The 18,942-nt window shown below is 35.3% G+C and carries 19 protein-coding genes; 2 read left to right on the top strand and 17 right to left on the bottom strand.

From position 1 onward, the window contains the following. The 17 genes from AB3H93_RS12190 to AB3H93_RS12270 all read right to left on the bottom strand — a co-directional run bounded on the left by AB3H93_RS12190 (window position 1) and on the right by AB3H93_RS12270 (window position 16,336). A complete protein-coding gene (locus tag AB3H93_RS12190) occupies window positions 1–297 on the bottom strand; it encodes a hypothetical protein (RefSeq protein WP_002293513.1) in 297 nt (98 codons plus the stop codon). A gap of 233 nt (window positions 298–530) precedes the next feature. Continuing rightward, entirely contained in the window at window positions 531–1,313 is a 783-nt protein-coding gene (locus AB3H93_RS12195) for a PcfJ domain-containing protein (RefSeq protein ID WP_229065678.1), read from the bottom strand. Window positions 1,314–1,338: 25 nt separating this feature from the next. Beyond that, entirely contained in the window at window positions 1,339–1,929 is a 591-nt protein-coding gene (locus AB3H93_RS12200; RefSeq protein ID WP_225478997.1) for a hypothetical protein, read from the bottom strand. Further along, on the bottom strand, window positions 1,926–2,081 hold the full coding sequence (locus AB3H93_RS12205; RefSeq protein ID WP_179130730.1) for a hypothetical protein: 156 nt from the start codon (window positions 2,079–2,081) through the stop codon (window positions 1,926–1,928). Before AB3H93_RS12205 ends, AB3H93_RS12200 begins: the two co-directional genes overlap by 4 nt. A 15-nt stretch (window positions 2,082–2,096) precedes the next feature. Next, entirely contained in the window at window positions 2,097–2,327 is a 231-nt protein-coding gene (locus tag AB3H93_RS12210) for a hypothetical protein (RefSeq protein WP_081115400.1), read from the bottom strand. Between the two features lie 22 nt (window positions 2,328–2,349). Further along, complete coding sequence (locus AB3H93_RS12215) at window positions 2,350–3,156, bottom strand: hypothetical protein (RefSeq protein WP_081115401.1); 807 nt, start codon at window positions 3,154–3,156, stop codon at window positions 2,350–2,352. Between the two features lie 10 nt (window positions 3,157–3,166). Beyond that, window positions 3,167–3,811 carry a hypothetical protein gene (locus tag AB3H93_RS12220; protein ID WP_081115402.1) on the bottom strand — a complete coding sequence of 215 codons (645 nt, stop codon included), beginning with the start codon at window positions 3,809–3,811 and terminating at the stop codon, window positions 3,167–3,169. A 15-nt stretch (window positions 3,812–3,826) separates the two neighbouring features. Further along, window positions 3,827–5,026 carry a glucosaminidase domain-containing protein gene (locus AB3H93_RS12225; RefSeq protein ID WP_081115403.1) on the bottom strand — a complete coding sequence of 400 codons (1,200 nt, stop codon included), beginning with the start codon at window positions 5,024–5,026 and terminating at the stop codon, window positions 3,827–3,829. Beyond that, window positions 5,026–7,050, bottom strand: a complete 2,025-nt coding sequence (locus tag AB3H93_RS12230; protein WP_081115404.1) for a VirB4 family type IV secretion system protein — start codon at window positions 7,048–7,050, stop codon at window positions 5,026–5,028. The genes AB3H93_RS12225 and AB3H93_RS12230 overlap by 1 nt, the downstream gene beginning before the upstream one ends. 162 nt (window positions 7,051–7,212) lie before the next feature. Then, a complete protein-coding gene (locus tag AB3H93_RS12235; protein ID WP_081115405.1) occupies window positions 7,213–7,806 on the bottom strand; it encodes a hypothetical protein in 594 nt (197 codons plus the stop codon). Then, on the bottom strand, window positions 7,807–8,139 hold the full coding sequence (locus AB3H93_RS12240; RefSeq protein ID WP_081115406.1) for a DUF5592 family protein: 333 nt from the start codon (window positions 8,137–8,139) through the stop codon (window positions 7,807–7,809). A gap of 51 nt (window positions 8,140–8,190) precedes the next feature. Then, on the bottom strand, window positions 8,191–10,575 hold the full coding sequence (locus AB3H93_RS12245; RefSeq protein WP_081115407.1) for a pLS20_p028 family conjugation system transmembrane protein: 2,385 nt from the start codon (window positions 10,573–10,575) through the stop codon (window positions 8,191–8,193). Next, entirely contained in the window at window positions 10,572–13,181 is a 2,610-nt protein-coding gene (locus AB3H93_RS12250; RefSeq protein WP_081115408.1) for a VirD4-like conjugal transfer protein, CD1115 family, read from the bottom strand. The genes AB3H93_RS12245 and AB3H93_RS12250 overlap by 4 nt, the downstream gene beginning before the upstream one ends. Further along, window positions 13,181–15,244 (bottom strand): hypothetical protein, encoded by a 2,064-nt coding sequence (locus AB3H93_RS12255; RefSeq protein WP_081115409.1) that lies wholly within the window; start codon window positions 15,242–15,244, stop codon window positions 13,181–13,183. The genes AB3H93_RS12250 and AB3H93_RS12255 overlap by 1 nt, the downstream gene beginning before the upstream one ends. A gap of 68 nt (window positions 15,245–15,312) precedes the next feature. Then, window positions 15,313–15,615 (bottom strand): hypothetical protein, encoded by a 303-nt coding sequence (locus AB3H93_RS12260; RefSeq protein WP_059355957.1) that lies wholly within the window; start codon window positions 15,613–15,615, stop codon window positions 15,313–15,315. A 17-nt stretch (window positions 15,616–15,632) separates the two neighbouring features. Continuing rightward, complete coding sequence (locus AB3H93_RS12265; RefSeq protein WP_228197618.1) at window positions 15,633–15,839, bottom strand: DUF5415 family protein; 207 nt, start codon at window positions 15,837–15,839, stop codon at window positions 15,633–15,635. Between the two features lie 32 nt (window positions 15,840–15,871). Next, window positions 15,872–16,336 carry a hypothetical protein gene (locus AB3H93_RS12270; RefSeq protein ID WP_081115411.1) on the bottom strand — a complete coding sequence of 155 codons (465 nt, stop codon included), beginning with the start codon at window positions 16,334–16,336 and terminating at the stop codon, window positions 15,872–15,874. 187 nt (window positions 16,337–16,523) lie between these two features. Here AB3H93_RS12270 and AB3H93_RS12275 point away from each other — a divergent pair, with 187 nt between their 5' ends. Continuing rightward, window positions 16,524–16,736 carry a hypothetical protein gene (locus AB3H93_RS12275; RefSeq protein ID WP_081115412.1) on the top strand — a complete coding sequence of 71 codons (213 nt, stop codon included), beginning with the start codon at window positions 16,524–16,526 and terminating at the stop codon, window positions 16,734–16,736. A gap of 114 nt (window positions 16,737–16,850) precedes the next feature. Then, window positions 16,851–18,908: a CAP domain-containing protein gene (locus tag AB3H93_RS12280; RefSeq protein WP_081115413.1), complete on the top strand. Its 2,058-nt coding sequence runs from the start codon at window positions 16,851–16,853 to the stop codon at window positions 18,906–18,908. Window positions 18,909–18,942 lie beyond the last annotated feature (34 nt).

The following is an 18,942-nucleotide window of genomic DNA, read 5'->3' on the forward strand; positions in this document are numbered from 1 at the left end:
TCAAAGTTCACTTCCTCTATTTTGCTCGATCAAGATTTCTAAAATACGATTATTTTGGCTAACATATTCTTCTAATATCTTTGTGTTATAGCTTTGAATTTCTGAAAACTTTTCTAATAACTGATCAAACTTTTCTTTTTTATATTCCATCAAAGGACGATCAAAATCATTTTCTATTAGTAATTTTAAATAATCATTACGACTCCATTTATTTCCTGTACGGTTACTTAGTTCGTCACATCTTCGATCAATTTCTCTTACGATTTTCTCATCTACATTTCTTATTCTTACTTCCATATTAATTCCTCCAATTTAAAAAGGATAGCGAAAAGGAGCCTATCCTTTTCGCTATCCTACTTCTATCCTTTTACTATCCTTCACTATCCTTTCACTATCCTATTTTTAAATATTTTGTTCCCACAATTATTTTTGAGAAACGTAATAGGCACAGCCTATTGGAACACTTTTTTTAAAAAGTGTTCCCACGTTTCCTTATGCTCTTTAAAAAATAAGAAAAACTTGCTGTTAAATCATTTGTAAGGAATAGCTTCTACAATTTTTCTGATTACCTGAAGTTCTTGTTCATCTGGTAATGAATCGTATTTTCCATAGCATTGTACCACTTCATAATTTCCATATTTTCTTTTCTCTATTTCAACTGTATAACGATGATTCTGACGTTCGTACTTCCAAATAATTGAACCACCTCTTTGTATTTTTTCTAAATAGCTATACACACAGTGGTGCATAGTTGATCCTTCTAGAAAGAGTTCCTTACTTGTTTTAATCAATTTAAAGTGAGGATGACTTTGTAAATGTTTGACAAGCAACCTATATTTACCATGTTGTTTTAATTTGAATGTTTTTAATCTTTTAGCTTGTTTCAAATTATATTCTTCAACAATTTGATTATGTTGTCTTGATAATCCGAGTTCTGTTTTAAAATTGAATTCGAGTTTCTTATTTAAAGAAAAACTCATGTCAATTAAATCAGATAAAATAATTGTTGCAAAACTTGGTAAAATACACGTTTGAACATAGCTAATTAATAATACTTTTACAAATTCACGGCTGTTCTTCTTTACAAATCTAAATACTTCTGAGGGAAAAACATCATTGTTTTTTTGTTCCATCGCAGCCTCTATTTTTCTAAACTGTTTGCTGGTTACCCTTGTTCTTATCTTCATCAACGCATACGTATAACGTAAAGGATATTTATTTACTTTTTTAGTAAATCTTTTTGTTGGGTACTTCTTACACAATAACTCATATTTATTTTTTGCTTTTATAATTTCAGCCCAAGCGAAAGGCAATGAATCCTTTTCTCCCATCATTTCTTTAATAAACGGATTGATTTTTTTTTAATATTGATTCACAGGAACAATCCATGAACGTGAGGGAACTCTCGTAAGATAATGCAATTTGTTTCGTCTTTCTTTGTTCTAAAATGGTGAATCCATTTGATTCATCTTGTAAAAACAAATGTTGAAAATCATTATATCGGATATAAAATGGTCGTGACTCAAAATAAATAGAACGACCAATACTTTCAAATTTTAGCTGAGTAAATTTGAGACTATCGTATTCTTCACCAGCACATATTAAAACTCCCTGATCATCTTCAATCAGTCGACGGTTTCTTTGATATGTGACTCTTACTAAATATTCTAAGTTTGTTGTTCCATCAAATTTTATTTCTGAAATAGTTTCTTTATTTTTACTGATATAATTTTTGAATCGTTTTAAATGGGAAATGATTTTTGATTCTTTTGGATCAATGATTCTTCCTTCACAACAAATAAATGTCAAATAGTCGTATTCTTTTTCTATTTGAAATAATCCCATCAATTCATCATTATCTTCAATTGAAAATTGTTGAAAATGATTACTAATATCTTCAAATAAATGGTTCAAATTGATCGAACTCATTGAAGCTCATCTTCTTCCATAGAAAGCTTCTTAGATACTTCTAAAGCATCACTTTTCCATCCAATGTATGGTTTGTTTTGTGGGATATTTCTTCCATCTAACGACAATTTTCCAATACAATATCTTAGACTTGCTTCGACTTCATAAAACATAAAATCCTCCTGTTTTTATTTTCTGTCAGCCGTAAAATATTTTTTTGCAGCTACATATAGAGCTTCAAATGATCTGAATTTTAAGGTATCTAAACTCTTTCTACCATTCTTCAACTCAGATATTGTTGTGTTAGATAAATTCACTTCTTGACAAATGTCTTTAGCTTTTACAACTTTGAGATAGGCTTTAATCAATACTTTCTGCTCAGCGAAAGTACCTTTGCCGACCAAGTTCGCTCGCTTCATTTCTTTTACTCCACCTATTCTTCTAAATATTTTCTTTTGTCATACGATCAATTTTTTCTTGAAGTTTTTGAATGATCTCTTCTTGATCTTTCATTTGCGTTTTCGATGTTTCAATTTCTTGCTGGTAACCATTAATCTTATTTTCAGTATTTTCCTGATCGTCTGCGACTTGATATGGCAATTGATCTTTTAGTTTCTCTACTAATTCTTCATTCAAATCAATGGTTGCTTGGAAGGATTCAATTTGTTTTTGTGCCGCTTTTTGTTCTTTCTTGTATCCTTTCACTTTGTAATTGATCGCATGTTGTTGATAATCTTCATCTTTCACGTGATCTTTGATCTTATCTTCGTGAACATAAAAAATCAGATCTTGAGGTTCTTGCATATCCAACTTTGGATCAATTTTTTCAGGAATAATGGTTAAACGCATGGCGATATATTCTTCTGGTACATGCGATAGCTTCACTACAAAATAATCATCAGAAACTTTGATCACTTTGGCCTTTATTGCTTGATAATCCCCTTTAGCTGTCTTTACTTCTACACGATAATTAAGATTAGCGAGTTCTTTTAATAAGCTCTGATCTTCATCGTCGATCGCAAATTCAAAAACTAATTGCTGGTTCGCTCCTTTTTCTTTTGAAACCATCGTCAGTTCCTTCGTGTTTAAAAATGCGTTCGTGCTTACTTCATCTGGTATGTCTACCTTTTGATGCGTATAAATCGGACTAGCAAGGATTAAAAAGCCGAGAATCATAAAGATTCCCAGCCATTGAAGATAACTTTTTCGTCTTCTAAAACGTTCTCTTGGCTTTTTCTTCTTACTCATTTTTCTCCTCCTATCGAGTGAAATAACTAAAGTCTGTGACTTTCCATTGCCCATCGACTTGTTTTTCAGTGACAGTCAGCCCACCTTTTATTTTTTGTGGCTTGACATCTTTGAATTGGGGATTTCCGATTGTATAATCAACAAATACCACAAAATTTTGTTCACCGTTTTCGTTGCTTGTTTGAGCGTAAGTTTGTACTTCACCTAATGTAAAGGAGTAACTTCCGTAATCATCCTGTTGGTGATCATCGGCTGCAGGACTTAATTTGTCGATCACTTCTTGGGTTGCTACATCTTTTAGTTTTTCCGTTAATTCATTTCTGCTTAATGATTTATCAATGGCCAATTGACCGAACTCTTCTGCCGTTTTTCTTTGTGCTTCAGTTACTTCCTCTTTCGCTTTTGTGCCATCTTGTTGCTTCAGCTGATCGATTTCTTGGTTTTTCTCATTGATGATTTGATTTAACTTGTCGATCTTCACCTGTGCCTCAGAGGAATTTTTTTTGAGCTTCTCAGACGCGTTTTTAGCCACTTCTTCAATTTTATAGGTATTTATCTCTTGTTCCTCTTTCAGCTGCCAAAACAACGCGATATTGCCGATTAAACTAATGCTAATTGCAGCTGTTAAGACGATTTTTAACGTTTTATTTTCCATATTTTTTCTCCTAAATTATTTTTTACTGCTGTTTAAAAATGGTAATGGATCGATCCATGTACCATCATCAATGAATGCGTGATCTTGTGCTTGACGCCAATCCATTCGCGTAAATCCTAAATGCAAGTGTGCGGTATCTCGTATCCCGATTACTTGACCAACTTTCACTTGATCACCAACCTTCACACGAGAATTTCCTGTACTATTCGCAAATTCTTGATACACCATATTCAACCCGTCGTAATTAATCACAATCACACATGCCCCTAACCCTGAAATACCAGGATTGCCAACGTACACGACTTTTCCTCCATGCACCGCGTGAATTTCACTTCCTGGATGATCGACTGAACCAAAATCTAATCCATCATGGAAACCATTTGGTCGGAACTCTCCTCCTGGATTCGTTCCAAACAATTGCCCACCGCTAAAGGAATTTTTATCTAAACTGCTGCCAGGGAATGGGTTCGTCCACTCACCAGTTATTATTCCGTTATTATTACCACCTTCACCCCAATGTTTGATCGCAAATTCATCATATTCTGTTAATTTATTTTTATTAATAATAGACATACAATTTTTATAATACGCACTATCTTCAGTAATTCCTGCAGCGGCGTAACCACCTCGTCCTAAGATCAACAAGCTTGCGCCAGGGCTTTTATTTCCTACACAAGCATTGAAATTTGATTGTGTGGCTACCATAAAGCCGTAATATGAGAAGGCTGCTTTAGAGTTAGGAAACTTCATGTACCAACCACCTTCAATACCACCAATTCCTCGTGCAGTTCCTTTTGGAAATAAACAGCCATCGAACCACGTAATCCCAAAATAATTGAGATCATTTCTTGCGGATGCCGATGTACCAAACGCTGATTCATAACCGTATTGCGAAAGAATTACACTTGGTAATAATTTATATTTCACGGCTGCACCTACAGCGTATTGTGCGATTTCATCTGAAAATTGTCCTCTTCCTTTGATTTCTTTATAAATGGGTAATCCTTCCGAATATTCTCCTGTAAAAGCTTCGCCACCACTACTTGAATCAGAATTATCAATAGAACCCGCGGCAAGTATTAGAAATAGGGTCACAAACACAGTGATCAAAATAGTAATCAAACCTGCAGAAGTACCAAACAGCCATAAAAATAAGCGCCGCTTTACACGACGCTTAACATACTGCTTAATTAAACTTTCATTTTGGTTTTCCATTATTTTCCTCCATCAAACAATTTTAATTGACGTTTGTTCGGACTAAAATGAACACGAATGGTTTCTTTTGATCCAAAGTTGATCACAGCATCTCCTTGATTTTGTTGAGGAATGGATTCTAGTTCTGAGTTCGTCATTGATTTACCAACTAATCCCTCTATATGATGTAAAATAGATTCGTCCATACGCATAAAGATCTTCGTAGAAGAAAATTCAAAGACTTTCTTCAGTTTCGAGAAGTTATCAGAAGACATATTTTCTGGCACCATTTCTTGTGGGGATTGTGTCGCTAAAACAGTCATTGCTTCTACTTTACGCATTTCTCGTTGGAAATTTGTGACATAATTGACCGTTTCAATAAAATCTGGATTAATCGCATTATGGCACTCATCAATCATTGCCAAGAAGCGTTTGAAGTCTTGTTCTTCCATTTGTTTTTCTTTAATTAAACGTCGTTGTCTTCTTCCTTGAATCAATGCCTGGTTCCAAATCAACGTCATAGCCATGTACATTTGACATTGCTGTACCCCACGATCCAATCCAGTGATGGAGTCAATGTCAAAAAAGACCAACTGTTGTCGGTCAAGATGTCGAATCGTACTATGACCATCAAAGATCATGCCATACGTCTCACATAAGGATTCCACAATGGATTCCATTTCTTCTTTTCGATTCTTTTTCTCTTGGGAAGCACCTGGAAGTTCCAATTGTCCCAAAAAGGCTAAAAATTCGTTGAACGTCGGATAATCTTCTGGATCTTTCCCTGTGACTTGCGTCTCAGTATTTGACCGTGCATTCGAGGAAGTAAAGCCACGTGGCACTGTTCCATACTCTTCATAAAAACGATTCAAGTAAGTCTTAAATTCTGCTTTCATCGTTCCTTTTAGCTGAGGGCTCACTAACTGTACCTGATAGACCACTTTGTCTAAATGTGTTTGATAGGACGCTGCTTCATTGATCTTTAAATCTTTGACTGATTCATCTTCATATAAACTGGAAGCTTCATCATACGTCCGTGTCGCAAATATTTCTAAAGGATTGATCATTCCGTCAGATCCGTCTAAACGCACCATAATACCGTTATATTCCTTTAAGAAAGGAATAAAGTCTTTTCCCTTTTCAAAGCCCCAAATAAAGTCTCCTGCAGCTAAATGGGCTTCCGCGATCATTTTAAGAACGGTCGATTTACCAGCTCCCATCATTCCTAGAAGCAAGGTATTAGTAGACAACCGTACACTATTTTTATACGTCGCATTCCAGACAAATGGGCCGCCTGTCATGGTTTCCCCATATTGTGTCCCTCCTGGATCTTTTAGCGTTTGGTGGTGGAACGGGAATCCTCCACCAATATTTAACGATGGCAGTGATTGCCCTTTGATATTTCCAAACCATTCAGCTTGTTCATCGAACATAGTGAACATCGATTGCCAGTCTCTTTTCGTTTTGTGCAGATAGGTCACCGCACGGTAACCCATTCCTTTGAGATTTTCAATCAGTTCCTGGGATCGTTCGTCTACTTCTTGAATCGTATTTCCATAAACGTGTACTCTCACTTTGACTTGTTTAGAAATTTCCCCATTAGAAGTCAATTTTCTGGCATATTCCGCTAGTTCCAGGTATTCTTCCGCACTTTTATTTCGGTCAGTCGCTTTTCGTTCATTATCCGATCGATCATTTAATTCATCTAACGCGCGGTTGATTTGATCAATCACTTTTTGCTTTTCATCTGTGCTAACATCGAGTGTGGCCACTGTATGAGGATTGTTCATGAGATTGGCCAACCAAAAAAGCGTAGGATTTTTTGTGTAGTGATAAACTGTCACACATCGGGAATAACCATTTCCATAGGTCACATACTCTTCATCGAAATTTAATCCACCTTGTGGCATCACTTGTTTTAAAAAATCTAAATCATACCCTTTGGATTTTAAAATTTCTATTTCCCGATTTCCTAGTTGCTTTAATGGATCAAGTACTTTTTGATCATTTTGTGGTGAAAAAGCTGTTTTAATCGCTTCTAACATGTACAGTCACCTCTTCTTGTTTGATTCTTTACTTGGTTAAAAAATTGCCCTTTTCCCAACTTATCCAGGCTTAAAGTGTGAGGAAATTTTCTAGTGATCTCTTCCTTCGGAACATCTTTTTCTAACCATATCAACGGATATTTCATTCTCTCTTCTCCATTCCTACTCATCATTCATATTGTTCATTCGATAAAGAATCTTGATCAATTCTTTTTTGTAGAGTGGTTTTAACCCTAAAATGCCACTAGATCGCATTAACTGACGGTTTCTGGTTTGTAAATCCTTGATTGTCTTTCCTTCAATGATGAAAAAGAAGCTTAAATCAGGACGTTCCTGTTCTGCTCGTTTCAATTCCTGGATTTCCTCTACTAATTTCTTTTCATATTTTCTTAATCGCTGCAGATTTCTTCCTAAGGACTGTTCCATACGATTTTTATCTAATAACTGACGCTTTTGCACGATTTGCTCCGTTAGATCCGTCTCTGTGGTCAAACTAACTAACTTAATTGTTGGCACATACGTACGCATGACGGTGGTCAACTGATTCATTCGTTCTAGTTTCTCTTGTTCATTTAATCCCTCCACGTCTGTAGAAACTACACGATAATAACGTTGAAAATGATCTTCTCTAGTAATTAAGACTCCTTCTTCTGTACAGGATTTATAAGGAAATAAATCCAAGATCGATCGTTCTTCTGGTTTTCCAAACTGAAAAATGGATTTCTTATCCACTGAATTTTGTCCTTTGACTCGCATTTATTCATCCTCCATATACGTACCATGATAATTTCGGTTAGGATCTAACGCATGATAATGGTTCTTGTCCGTAAAAAAAATAGACTCGATAATCGCAAAAATTTGTCGTTGACCAGGGTTATTATAGGGACGCCAAACAATCACTAAAGCTATCACAATCCATAAACCATAATTCAAGAGTGCAAAAAAGAGTGGTAAGTGGACAAGATTATTGACTATTTTCGCCCAAAAAAAGCAACCACCCAGCGTTAATAGATCTAAAAAGAAAAAGGCGAAAAACTTCCATTCCCCACTAAATCTTGGAGGATTTTTCATGTTTATATATTTATCCATAAATGATTTCTCCTTTTCATACATAGAAAAAAGGCCTAACTCGTAGGCCTTTTATGGTTTGATATCCTTCAATAATTGTTCTTTCAATTCATTGTTCCTGTTTTTAGTTTCTCTTGTTACATTTATTTTTGTTGGTGTAGTAAATGCCACATTTGCTGGCTTGTAACCTGTGTGAACTTTTTGAATAGGTTCTGGTGCAGCTTCTCTTGTCACAATATTTTGAACGGACGCATTCCCTGTCTCACCACTTTCAGCTAAATTGTAAGAAACAGTTGTCAGATTTCCATTTTCAGGCAAACGACTTGGTTTCATTTGAACAGTACCTGCAGGTGATTGGTGAACAAAGCTTTGATCATTCTCTTTGAATTGATTCAAACGACTATCTTTCATTGGTAAATTTTGTGCCTTAGGTAAACCAATTTTCGTTGATTTTTCAGTTCCAACTTCGACTCCATTATCATTTGGCAGATCGATGGAATCATCATCCGTTTGTACTTCTTGATTTCGTTTTGGTAAATCTGAAATGCGTTTTTCGTTTTCAGAATTAATGTTAGATTTATAACGATATTGTTCTGGATCGGTTTTTGGTAACTGACCATGTTGTCCTTCTTCTGAATCTTTTTCTCCGATCGAATTTTCGTTAGAATGTAACTCATCTTGGTGATCTTTGGCTGAAGGAATCGCTGCACCTTCTTGATTTTCTTTTTCACTTGTTGTATTTGCCTTCACTGCTGCATTGACTTGTCCTTCACCATACGCATCTTTTAGTCCTTCTTTGACTTCTGAAGCTTTTTCTTTTTGTTTTTCTAGTGCTTCGGATGGATTCTTCACAGCTTCAACCAATTCTTTGGCTCTCGTGCCGTCTAATTTTTCTTCTAAGGCGTCTTTTGCTTTTTCTGTAAGATCTTCAGCCGTTCCTTTTAACCCACGTTCATTGACGTAATCAAGACCTTCTGCGGCTTTAGAAACACCATTCTTCGCTTTCCCGAACATTTCGGAAACTGTCTTTTTACTATTAGGTACTGTTGTAGCTTTATCGTCTGGTTGTTCTTCCCCGTTATCAGGAGTACCATCTTTTCGATTGCCAAATCCATTTTTACGAATATCATTTAAATTGCTTAAACCACTCTTACCAGCACTTGCAAGGTTTTTAGCCCCACTGCCAACATTTTTCGCAATATTTCCTAAGGCAAACATGCTAAGAAGAGAATTGCTACCGTTTTTCAGGCTCGTATCAACTCCGAAAATCTTTGTAACAGATTGAGAGCCTTTGAATAATGCAATGGTTAACACAATTAAAGCAACAACATATAAGAATCCGTTGATCTTTCCTGCCGCATGCAGATCACCGATACCCGAGAGCATCAATGTATAGATTCTTAATTCTAAAATCGTAAACGCCAATAATAAGAAGGACTGAGAAATATCTTCTATCGCACTTTTCATCCGTTGTCCTGTTTCAAAGTCCGTTGATGCGGCAATCACTAAATAGAATTTCTTAAATACCAGCTCAATAATGCAAGTAACAATCGTAAATAATATGAATAAATAGGCCACCGCCAAAGAAGATTCACCAGCTAAAATAATTCCTGGTTTACTAATGTATCGACGATAACCCGAAGTGTATACATATTTTGCTAACCCTTCATCACTAATCTCCACAGGGATTTCTTTCCCATTATCATCCAACTCTAATCGATATTGTAATGCCTTTAGTCGATCTTTTTGTATGTCTGATAACCCACTTTTATCATTACCAGCCATCTCAGCGGCTTCCTTAGGAATAATCACTGAATTAATATTTGCTGTTTTAAAATTTTTAGCAGTCAAGGCATTTCTTTTGTCTGTTGGTAGGGATTCTACTTTATTGGGATCAGTTGCTAGTAATGTACTTACATCGATCACATTATTTTGAATAATTTGAAAGGCAGGTGAACCAGTTTTATCTGCTTTATTTGCTGCCGTCACATCTTCGTAAAAATTTTTACTGATATTTAACCCTTCATCGATTAAAGAACTACCACCAAAAATCAAAATCATGGCCATAAATAAATTGACCAAGATATTTTTTGGTTTTGGTGGGTGCTTACTCATGAAAAATTTTAAACCTAAATAGATTAACGTGACGACACAGAAAAGACCTAAAACTTTACTAATTAAGCTCTGAAACAATTCATTAACACCAGCGGCTTTCAATATGTCCTTTAAGTCAAAACTCTGATAAATTGTTTTTTCTAGCAATGTATTGAGATTATATAATCCTTTAATCAATCCCCATAAAAAAGTATTACAAATCCAACTGAACACATCTTGATATTGCAGATAATTACTATACTCTTGTAATACTTTCGTCACGACTTTTGGATTTGCATCACCTTCTCCAAACAAGCCAGACCACCAGTCGGTAATACCAGAAAAAATTCCTCCAATAATCATTCTTTCACCACCTTTTCAGCTTCTAACATAAGCCGTTTCCTTATAACCTCTGTAATTTCTTCATTTTGTCGTAATTTTTCAAGGTATTCTTGCAAACGATCTATTTGCTTCTCTTCATAAAATTGAATAAGTAACTTTTGTGCTGTTGAGTTGTCTAAAGATTGAACGATTTTAATAAAAATGTTTTCTTTAGCTTCCTCTTCTATTTGATCGTGCATATTGTGATAGAGTCGACGTGCATAGATATCAGGTAGAAAATAATCGTAATCAATTTGCAAGGCCTTAAGATCCAAGTCCGCATGTGTACAATGTATGTCTATATCATTGATATCCCACGATGGATTGAAATCTTCAATATATTGATAAGCATAAGGAAGATTCGTTTCCCCATGATTAAAAATAGGATACGGACGTATTTTATGACCTTTCAAATCTTGTCGTTTTAAAGGAGCAAGTACAATCGTTTCACCTTCTAAAAATGTAGATATTCTTTCAGGCGTTAAGATACGATCTGAATCAACATTGCGATTGATATGAGTATTCATACCTAATGAATTGATGGTACTGTTCTCTTGTTCAACCGTCTTATTCCCCACTTTTTTAGAAAATTCTTCAATCGTATTATCGTCTGTAGACATAATATAGATATGTGTTTGGCAATTTTCTTTGATAATCGCTGCATTTTGTTCCCCATACTTCGCATAAAGTTGCTGATAGGACTGAATAAACAGATTCCACAACATGTTTCGACCAGCTGTGACTGTCATGATTCCTTCCATATTATCCATGGGGGGCATATTCCCAAATTCATCTAAAATAAAATGAATCCTGCGGTGACATTTATCTCCTTTAGTCTTAACACATTGCGTAGATAATTCTTTATATAACTGACTAAGAAAAATACTAACAATGATATGGTTAGATGGATCATAATCAGGTGTGAGCATAAAAATAGCCATTGGTTTATCGGTATAGTGCATCCGAATAGACTCTACTAATAAGTTACTTTTATCTTCATCTAATGTTAGGACGGCTTCTTTTTCTAATTCTGGCAAATGGGTTTCTCCTCGTTTTTTTCGATAAACGATATTTCCCTCTTCATCTTTCAATACTCTTTGAGAAAACTCATACCAAGCAACATATTCTTTTCCTTGATGATCGTATTTTAAGCAAACATGATCTCCCTGTTCTAAGTGACAATCAAAGTTGATTTCACAAAAACCTCTATAACCAACTTTCACTCGTTCTTCATGGAATTTCTTTCCTTTATGATAAAATTCCACTATGATTCGTTGATTTAAAAGACTTTCATGTAATTTCAAATCCAAATACTTGGGAAAACCAACCGATTTATAATCAATGGTTGATTGAGAAGTCATTTTGGCAATTTTCGTCAGTGTAAATGGATTTAGTCCTGTGATCGCTGTTGATAGAATATTTCCTTTTGCTTTGTCAGAACCAATTTTCGTTGCCCCATATTGTTTTTTTGCTATATTTCCAGGCGGTAACTGATTCATGAATTCATCTAAAGCATTGAGCTGTTTGAATTCATTCTCAGGATCTTGATAATTAAAACCACCAATCTCAGAAAGTAGTTCAACGAGATTATTCGGTGTCAATTTGGAGTAATCTCCTGTTTGATCGGCTTGTTCTAACAACGCAAAAATAAGCGCATTGACAGCTTTCTGCGCGTTTTCATTAAAATATTTGTTATCTGAAGCGTTCGCATCATAATAAATCGTATTTGTGAAAGTATTGGTTAACTGTGTTGCTGTGTCTATGTCTCCTCGTTTCCAGTATTTCACAATGAGTGCCAATGGATTATCACTCATTGACTGTAACGGATCAGTGATATTAAAAGCATAAACATCATAGCCTCTGGCTTCTAGCTCATCTTTGCTAGCTACATACAATTCAGTTTTTGGATCGTTAACAACCATTGAACTTTGTCTTTCTGCACGCGATAAATTGTCAATGGTTGCTAAAACTTCTATCTGTCCTTTCCCTGAACGGGAAGTACCAACAATACAAGTATTTACTGTATCCGTCTGAATATACCAGTACTTTTTATAATGAGTAATTGGTATTCCGCCATAACCAGGAAAACCTCCCTTTGATTCTGGTATTTGCGGATAAATTTGTTGGATTTCCTTTAACGTTTTTAATCGGTTATCTCCTTTTTGCCCGTCTGCCAATGGACGAAACCACATGTCCATTTTTAGCCCTAACAATACTGCTGGAACCACACAAACTGTTGAAATTACTAAACGTGTACCCAAACTAGTTGTAGGAGTAAACGGATTCCAAAAACCTGTAGAATCGAATTGAAAAATCTTTGGTACTTCATCTAGTTGGAATATATTTATACCTTGTAAGCTTCCCTTAACAATTTCCAAACGGCTAAAAACTTCTGGTACTCTTGTTAATAGATACTCTAAAGGAAGATATACAATCCCACTATAAAAAAATTTCTGTGTTACTCGTTTATCATGTTTTTCTGGTAGTTCTTCTCCTGAAGGAGTATAGCGATAGAAATGAGAAAGATACCTATTCTTTTCTAAATTGAATCGTTTGTCTTTTCGTCTCGTTGTTTCTCTAACACGCATTATTTCACCTCATTTGATTCTGAACTTTCGGAAGAGTTTGAGTGTACAGTTGAATCGCTTGATCCTTCTTTGGTCTTACTAGAATCACTCTCTTTGCTGTTTTCCACACTTGACTCTGTTGTTGACTGGTTGGTACGATTCAATAATTTTTCTAATTGTTGTTCATATTCTTTTCTTTCTTGTTCCTGGGCTTCTTCCTTGATTGACGCCGTTGTGGCTACAGAATCAGCCTGTGAAGATTGATTGATATGATTAAGAGCAAATACTGTTCCTCCACCTAGAAGCAAGCTTAAACTTGCAATACATCCCACCATCCATCCGTTAAAGGAACGCTGTGGTGAAGGCGTTAGATTTGTTTGATTGTTCACTGGCGTTTGAATAGCAGCTACTGAAGGCGTTGTTTGAGGTTGTGCTAGATAATTTAACTGTGCTTGTCGCAATGTATCCATTTGTTCTTGACGTTCCTTACGAGCAGCTGCTTCTTTTTCCTTTTCTTGCTCTAACCGTTGTTTTTCTAACGCCATTTGTTGTTCCGCAAGATCCTGTTCACGTTTTTTTAGTTCTAACTGTTCGCGCTCTTTTTCTTTTTGCCGTTGTTTTTCTTCTTGTTCTTTCAATTCTTGTTGTTGAATTGCATACTCTTTTTTCCATTTTGGAATTTGTGTTTGTAATTCTTGCTGTATCTGCTCGTGTTTTTCCATAAGAACTTTAGTCGTTGTTTGATAAAGTTTATTCAGTTGTTCATTTAATTCTTTGCTAATCTTTAGCTTATCTGTACGCAAGCCTCGATAAAATTCTTCTTTTCGTTCTCTTATACGTTCTTTTAATAAGTTTTCTTTTTCTTTCGATAATGCTTCTTGATTCGTCTGAGTAAAATTATTAATCTTTTCGACACACAAGGTATACGCATTATCTCGTTTCTTTTCGTAGCGGTCTTTAATTTTTTGTACTTCTTCTTCAATCACTCGCTGTTCTTCTTTATTTAGTTCCTCTTTTACTTTCTCCCAATTAGACGACTGTTCCGTCGCATACTCATTAATTTCTTGATCTGTTTCCTGTTGACGTTCTTCAAAGGTGGCTAATAAATCTTCTTGTGCAAGCTCATGCCAATTTGTTGATTGGACAGACTCTAACTGTTCTAAAAGTGTACCTTTCCCTTGTGAGATTAATTCTTCTTTACTCTCTAGAAAAGCTTGATATGTTTGAGGTAATTGATATTTCGAATAAAGTTCATTTAAAAATAATTTGTTTTTTTCTTTCATCCATTCTTGTTCTGGAGGATATTGATCCAAAATATAATCAAATCCAGTTGCCTTTTGTATTTCTGTTTCGTTTTTCTCTACTTCTTCACCAATAAGTGGTTCAATATATTCCTGAGAATCCCCTTCAGTCCATGTTGGCTCTTCATTAGCTTCAACTGGATCAACTTCTACTTCGGCCGTCTCTTCATTCTCCATTGTTTCTTCAAAGGGATCTATCTCCAACTGACCCATCACATCGTTCTCTTCCTCAAATATCGATTTCTGAGTCGGAATGTCAACTTGTTCGTCAACAAAATCTTCCCCTTTTTCTTTTGGGTCATCTTTTGGAAAGATTGGTCGTTCCCATGGTACTTCTTCGTTTACTTCGACTTCACTCACTTGATTCACTTTTATTTGATCGTTCTCTAGCTCTTCCTCTAACACTTGTAGCAGTTTTTCGTTTCGATAAGACTCTTCCACACTCATGTTTTCATCCGTTTCTTTAAACACATCAAGACGAATTAAATCCATTAATGTATTATAGAAACCTTCTGAAACTTGATAATTCAGCGGTCCAAAAACGTATTCTGTACCAGCCTTTTCTATTTTTCCTTCCGTATCATGCAATGTGAGGGTCAATTCAACAGAAGATTGATTCTCTTGTTCCAGTACTTTCCCTAATACTTGTAGTTGTTCTTCCGTTTCAATGACAGAATATTTACTTGCTTTCGGTAAAAAAGAAGTACGCTTTCCTACTTCCCTCGTTGCTTTTTTTATTAACTCTTTATCTTTTTTGGTATTGCCTGCAATCGTAAAGTACATGAGTATTCTCCTTTCATAAAAAAAAGAGTAAAAAGTACATAGCTACTTTTTACTCCTTCATTTTGTTTTTATAATCCCTGTGGGGTTTGTCCAAACATTCCAAATAACGAAACCACAATAGAGGCAGCAGCTAATATAACTCCTACACCCATCAATACATAACCGACGTGCATCTTCCCGTTTTCAGCTCCTCTTCGCCCAAAGAAAAAGAAAATACCCCCAAGAACAATGGAGGCAACGGCCGCAACAGCAGCAAAAATCATCAGATTGTTTTTTAAACTAGTTGCTGCAGTTTGTAATGCTCTAAAAATATCAACCGCAGCTACTACTTTCGGTTGTGTTAAAAAATTCATTGTAATTGATTCAAACATAAGATTGTTCGCTCCTTTTAATGTTTAATAATTTCATCGAATACAAGTTTTTCACGTTCACGTTGATAGATATAACTTTCTAAGTCCTTATCTTTTCCTCGTAATAGATCAAATTGTGCTTTTTCAAGGATTTCTTGTTTCCACTGTGTTTCAGAAATACCACGGCGTTCTAAGATTTTAGCCGCAGCTTTTTCAAATGGTGTTTTAGCTTTTGCCACTATGATTCCTCCTTAAGGGTAAATAAAAAGACCAGCAATCATTCGCTAGTCTTTTGTAACTTATATTTATTTAACTCTGATCCATCATGAATCAACTTCTCTTTTGTTCGCTTTTCATCCTTGCTAGATCCAAGCAAAATCATTTTTTGTACACCATCTTTCTCATAAGGAACAACAATAAAAAGATAATCTGGTTTATTGATAAATTCCCTGACACCTGCAGAATCTACTACTTTATATCTCTCTAATCCTTGATAATCTTTTTGTTTTTCTACGCTTACCTGTACAGGTTCAGGATTCATTTCTTCAGAATATTCCCAAGTAGTATCATCTATTATTTTTAGCTTATACCAATTTCCACCTAATTCTCTTTTCCAAACGGTTCCTGGTTGCAATAAACTATTATCTTTTTTAGCTTCAGATTTCTTGTTACTTGAACATCCACTTAAAATAATAAAAAATATTGCAAACATAGAGACAAACCATAGTTGCTTTTTCTTCATTTTATTCCTTCTTTCGTTGTATATTCTTAGTATATCAAATAACGAAAGTAGCAACAAAGCACATTTAGGGACATGGAGAACGGATACTCATAATTTCCCACCTTTCTATAGAAAGTTTCTTCTCTTGATACTGTGATTTATTATAAAAAAGAGATATAATAAAGAAAAATCAAGAGGGAGCATTACAATGTACGCTGATAAAAAGAAAATTGAATGGTTGCTGTTTGATAGTGGTAAATCAGTTCGTTCTATATCCATAGAATCTGGCGTACCCTTAACTACAGTAAGTGACCTTGCCAATAAACGCTCTAGTATAGACAACATGAGATTCATAAATGCTATAAAATTAAATAAATTAGCTGAAGAAATCGTTGATATTAATACTTCAACTAACAAATAAAATAAGGAAAGCCAAAATTATATAAGGCTTTTCTTATTTTTTTATTGACTATATCGGTTTACCGATATACAATGATCATGTAAACAATTTTAATTAACTTTAGGAGTTGAAAACATGAAATTATTAAACCCAAAAACTGTTATAACTATTGGAACATTTGCTGCCACACTTGCTCTTGCTGGATCTGTTGACGCTGCCTCAACTAACGTCATGTATCGCCTTTACAATCCTAATAATCATGAACATTTTTACACATCTAGCAAAAAAGAACGCGATCACCTAGTAAAGATTAAGTGGGGTAATTATGAAGGCCCTGCATGGGAAGCTCCAACAAGTGGTGGTTACCTAGTTTACCGCCTTTATAACAAAGGCCTTCGCGATCATCACTACACAGCTAGTTGGGACGAAGTGAAATGGTTGACCAAAAATTACGGTTGGACTTATGAAGGGCCTGCATGGCGTTCTGCCGAAAAAAATAATAAACCGATCTATCGCCTTTTCCTTCCTGGTGTAAAATCTGGTTCACATCATTACACAGCCAGTTGGAAAGAAGTACAATGGTTAACCAAAGACTATGGCTGGAAATACGAAGGTATTGGTTGGTATGGTGCTGATAACTCTAAACCTAAAGTGAATAGATCAGCTTTAGAAGCTCTTTATACGAGCGTTAAGGGAACTAAGAAAGGTGACTATACCGATAATACCTGGAACGCATTCCAAACCGCTTTAAACAATGCTAAAAAAGTGTTAAATGACTCAAAAGCAACTCAAAAACAAGTGGATAGTGCCAAAAATACATTAGATTCTGCTTACAAGGGATTAAAGAAAAAACCAGCTCCTACTGTGAACAAAACGGAATTAAAAGCCTTGTACAACCAAGTAAAATCAACTGCTAAAGGAGATTATACAGAAGGATCTTGGAATAATTTTCAGACTGCTTTGTCCAATGCTAAAAAAGTACTAGACGATTCCAAAGCTTCTCAATTCCAAGTAAATAATGCTAAAAATAGTCTTGATTCTGCATTTAAAGGGTTACAACACAAACCCAAACCTTCAGAATATGCGGTAACCGTCCGTCATATGAATCGACAAACTGGAACGTTGCTAAAAGAAGAACATGTCTCAGTAAAAGCTGGTACAAGTTACACTGCAAAAGCTAGAACCGACTTGACTAACTTTGAAGCACCACAGTACCAAGTAAATGGAAATGAAACACAAACACAAATGATTAACACAAATACCACATTTACTTTTTACTATGATGAAGTCTTTCTAGTTGAAGTGAAAGCTCGTCCAAATAAAGTGTCGGATACTGATCCGAATATCCAAGAACTCTATAATTATAGTAAGAGTTATCCTGTCGTTTATGGACAAAGCATCACAATTGAAGCACCTGCGTTCACTAATTTTGTTCTTGACCCTAGAGAAAGCTCTAGCAACACTGTGACTTTAAACAACGTTACAAGCAATCAAGGAATCAATTTTGCCTATACTCATCAATACAACGTCACTGTGAACCATATAAACGTTGACACAAACGCTGTTTTATCTACTGAAACACAAACGGTTTACGAGGGAGATAGTTTCTCTACTTCTTGGAAAAATATGACCGATCAAAACTACTTCTTGTGTAGAAATGACGATTCATCTGTTACCGTTGATAAAAATGGACAACGTATAATCAATAATGTTGACCAAAATCGAACGATCACTTTCAAATACAAAAATATCTCATTAAGTGATTTAAACAACTACGTGCGTCAAAAAGAACTTGCTTGGTTAAATAACTATCGTCAACAAAATGGCGTTACCCCAATGCAATTCAATGATATCGTTCAACAAGCTGCAGATATTCGTGCAAAAGAATTACAAGTAAGCTTCAGTCATTATCGTCCTGGCGGCGGTACTTTTCAAGATCTCTTAGAAAGTTTAGGTTGCTACGGTGCCAAAGGAGAAAATATCAATAGTTTCTACCTTTACGTTGACGATATCCTTTCAGATACAGGAGCAGTGAATGCCATGATTATGTGGAAAGATAGCCCTGCTCATAACGCAAACTTGCTTTACAACAATCAAAGCATCGTTGGTCTATCCCATGCTTATAAAGTTTCTGCAGACGGATCACTTTCTTCAGACAACGTATTTATTAGTGCTAATCCAATTTTCAAATAGAAAAACAAGGCTGAAAATCAGCCTTGTTTTTTTG

Source organism: Enterococcus sp. C74 (genome assembly GCF_040887125.1).
GTDB lineage: Bacteria > Bacillota > Bacilli > Lactobacillales > Enterococcaceae > Enterococcus_B > Enterococcus_B hirae.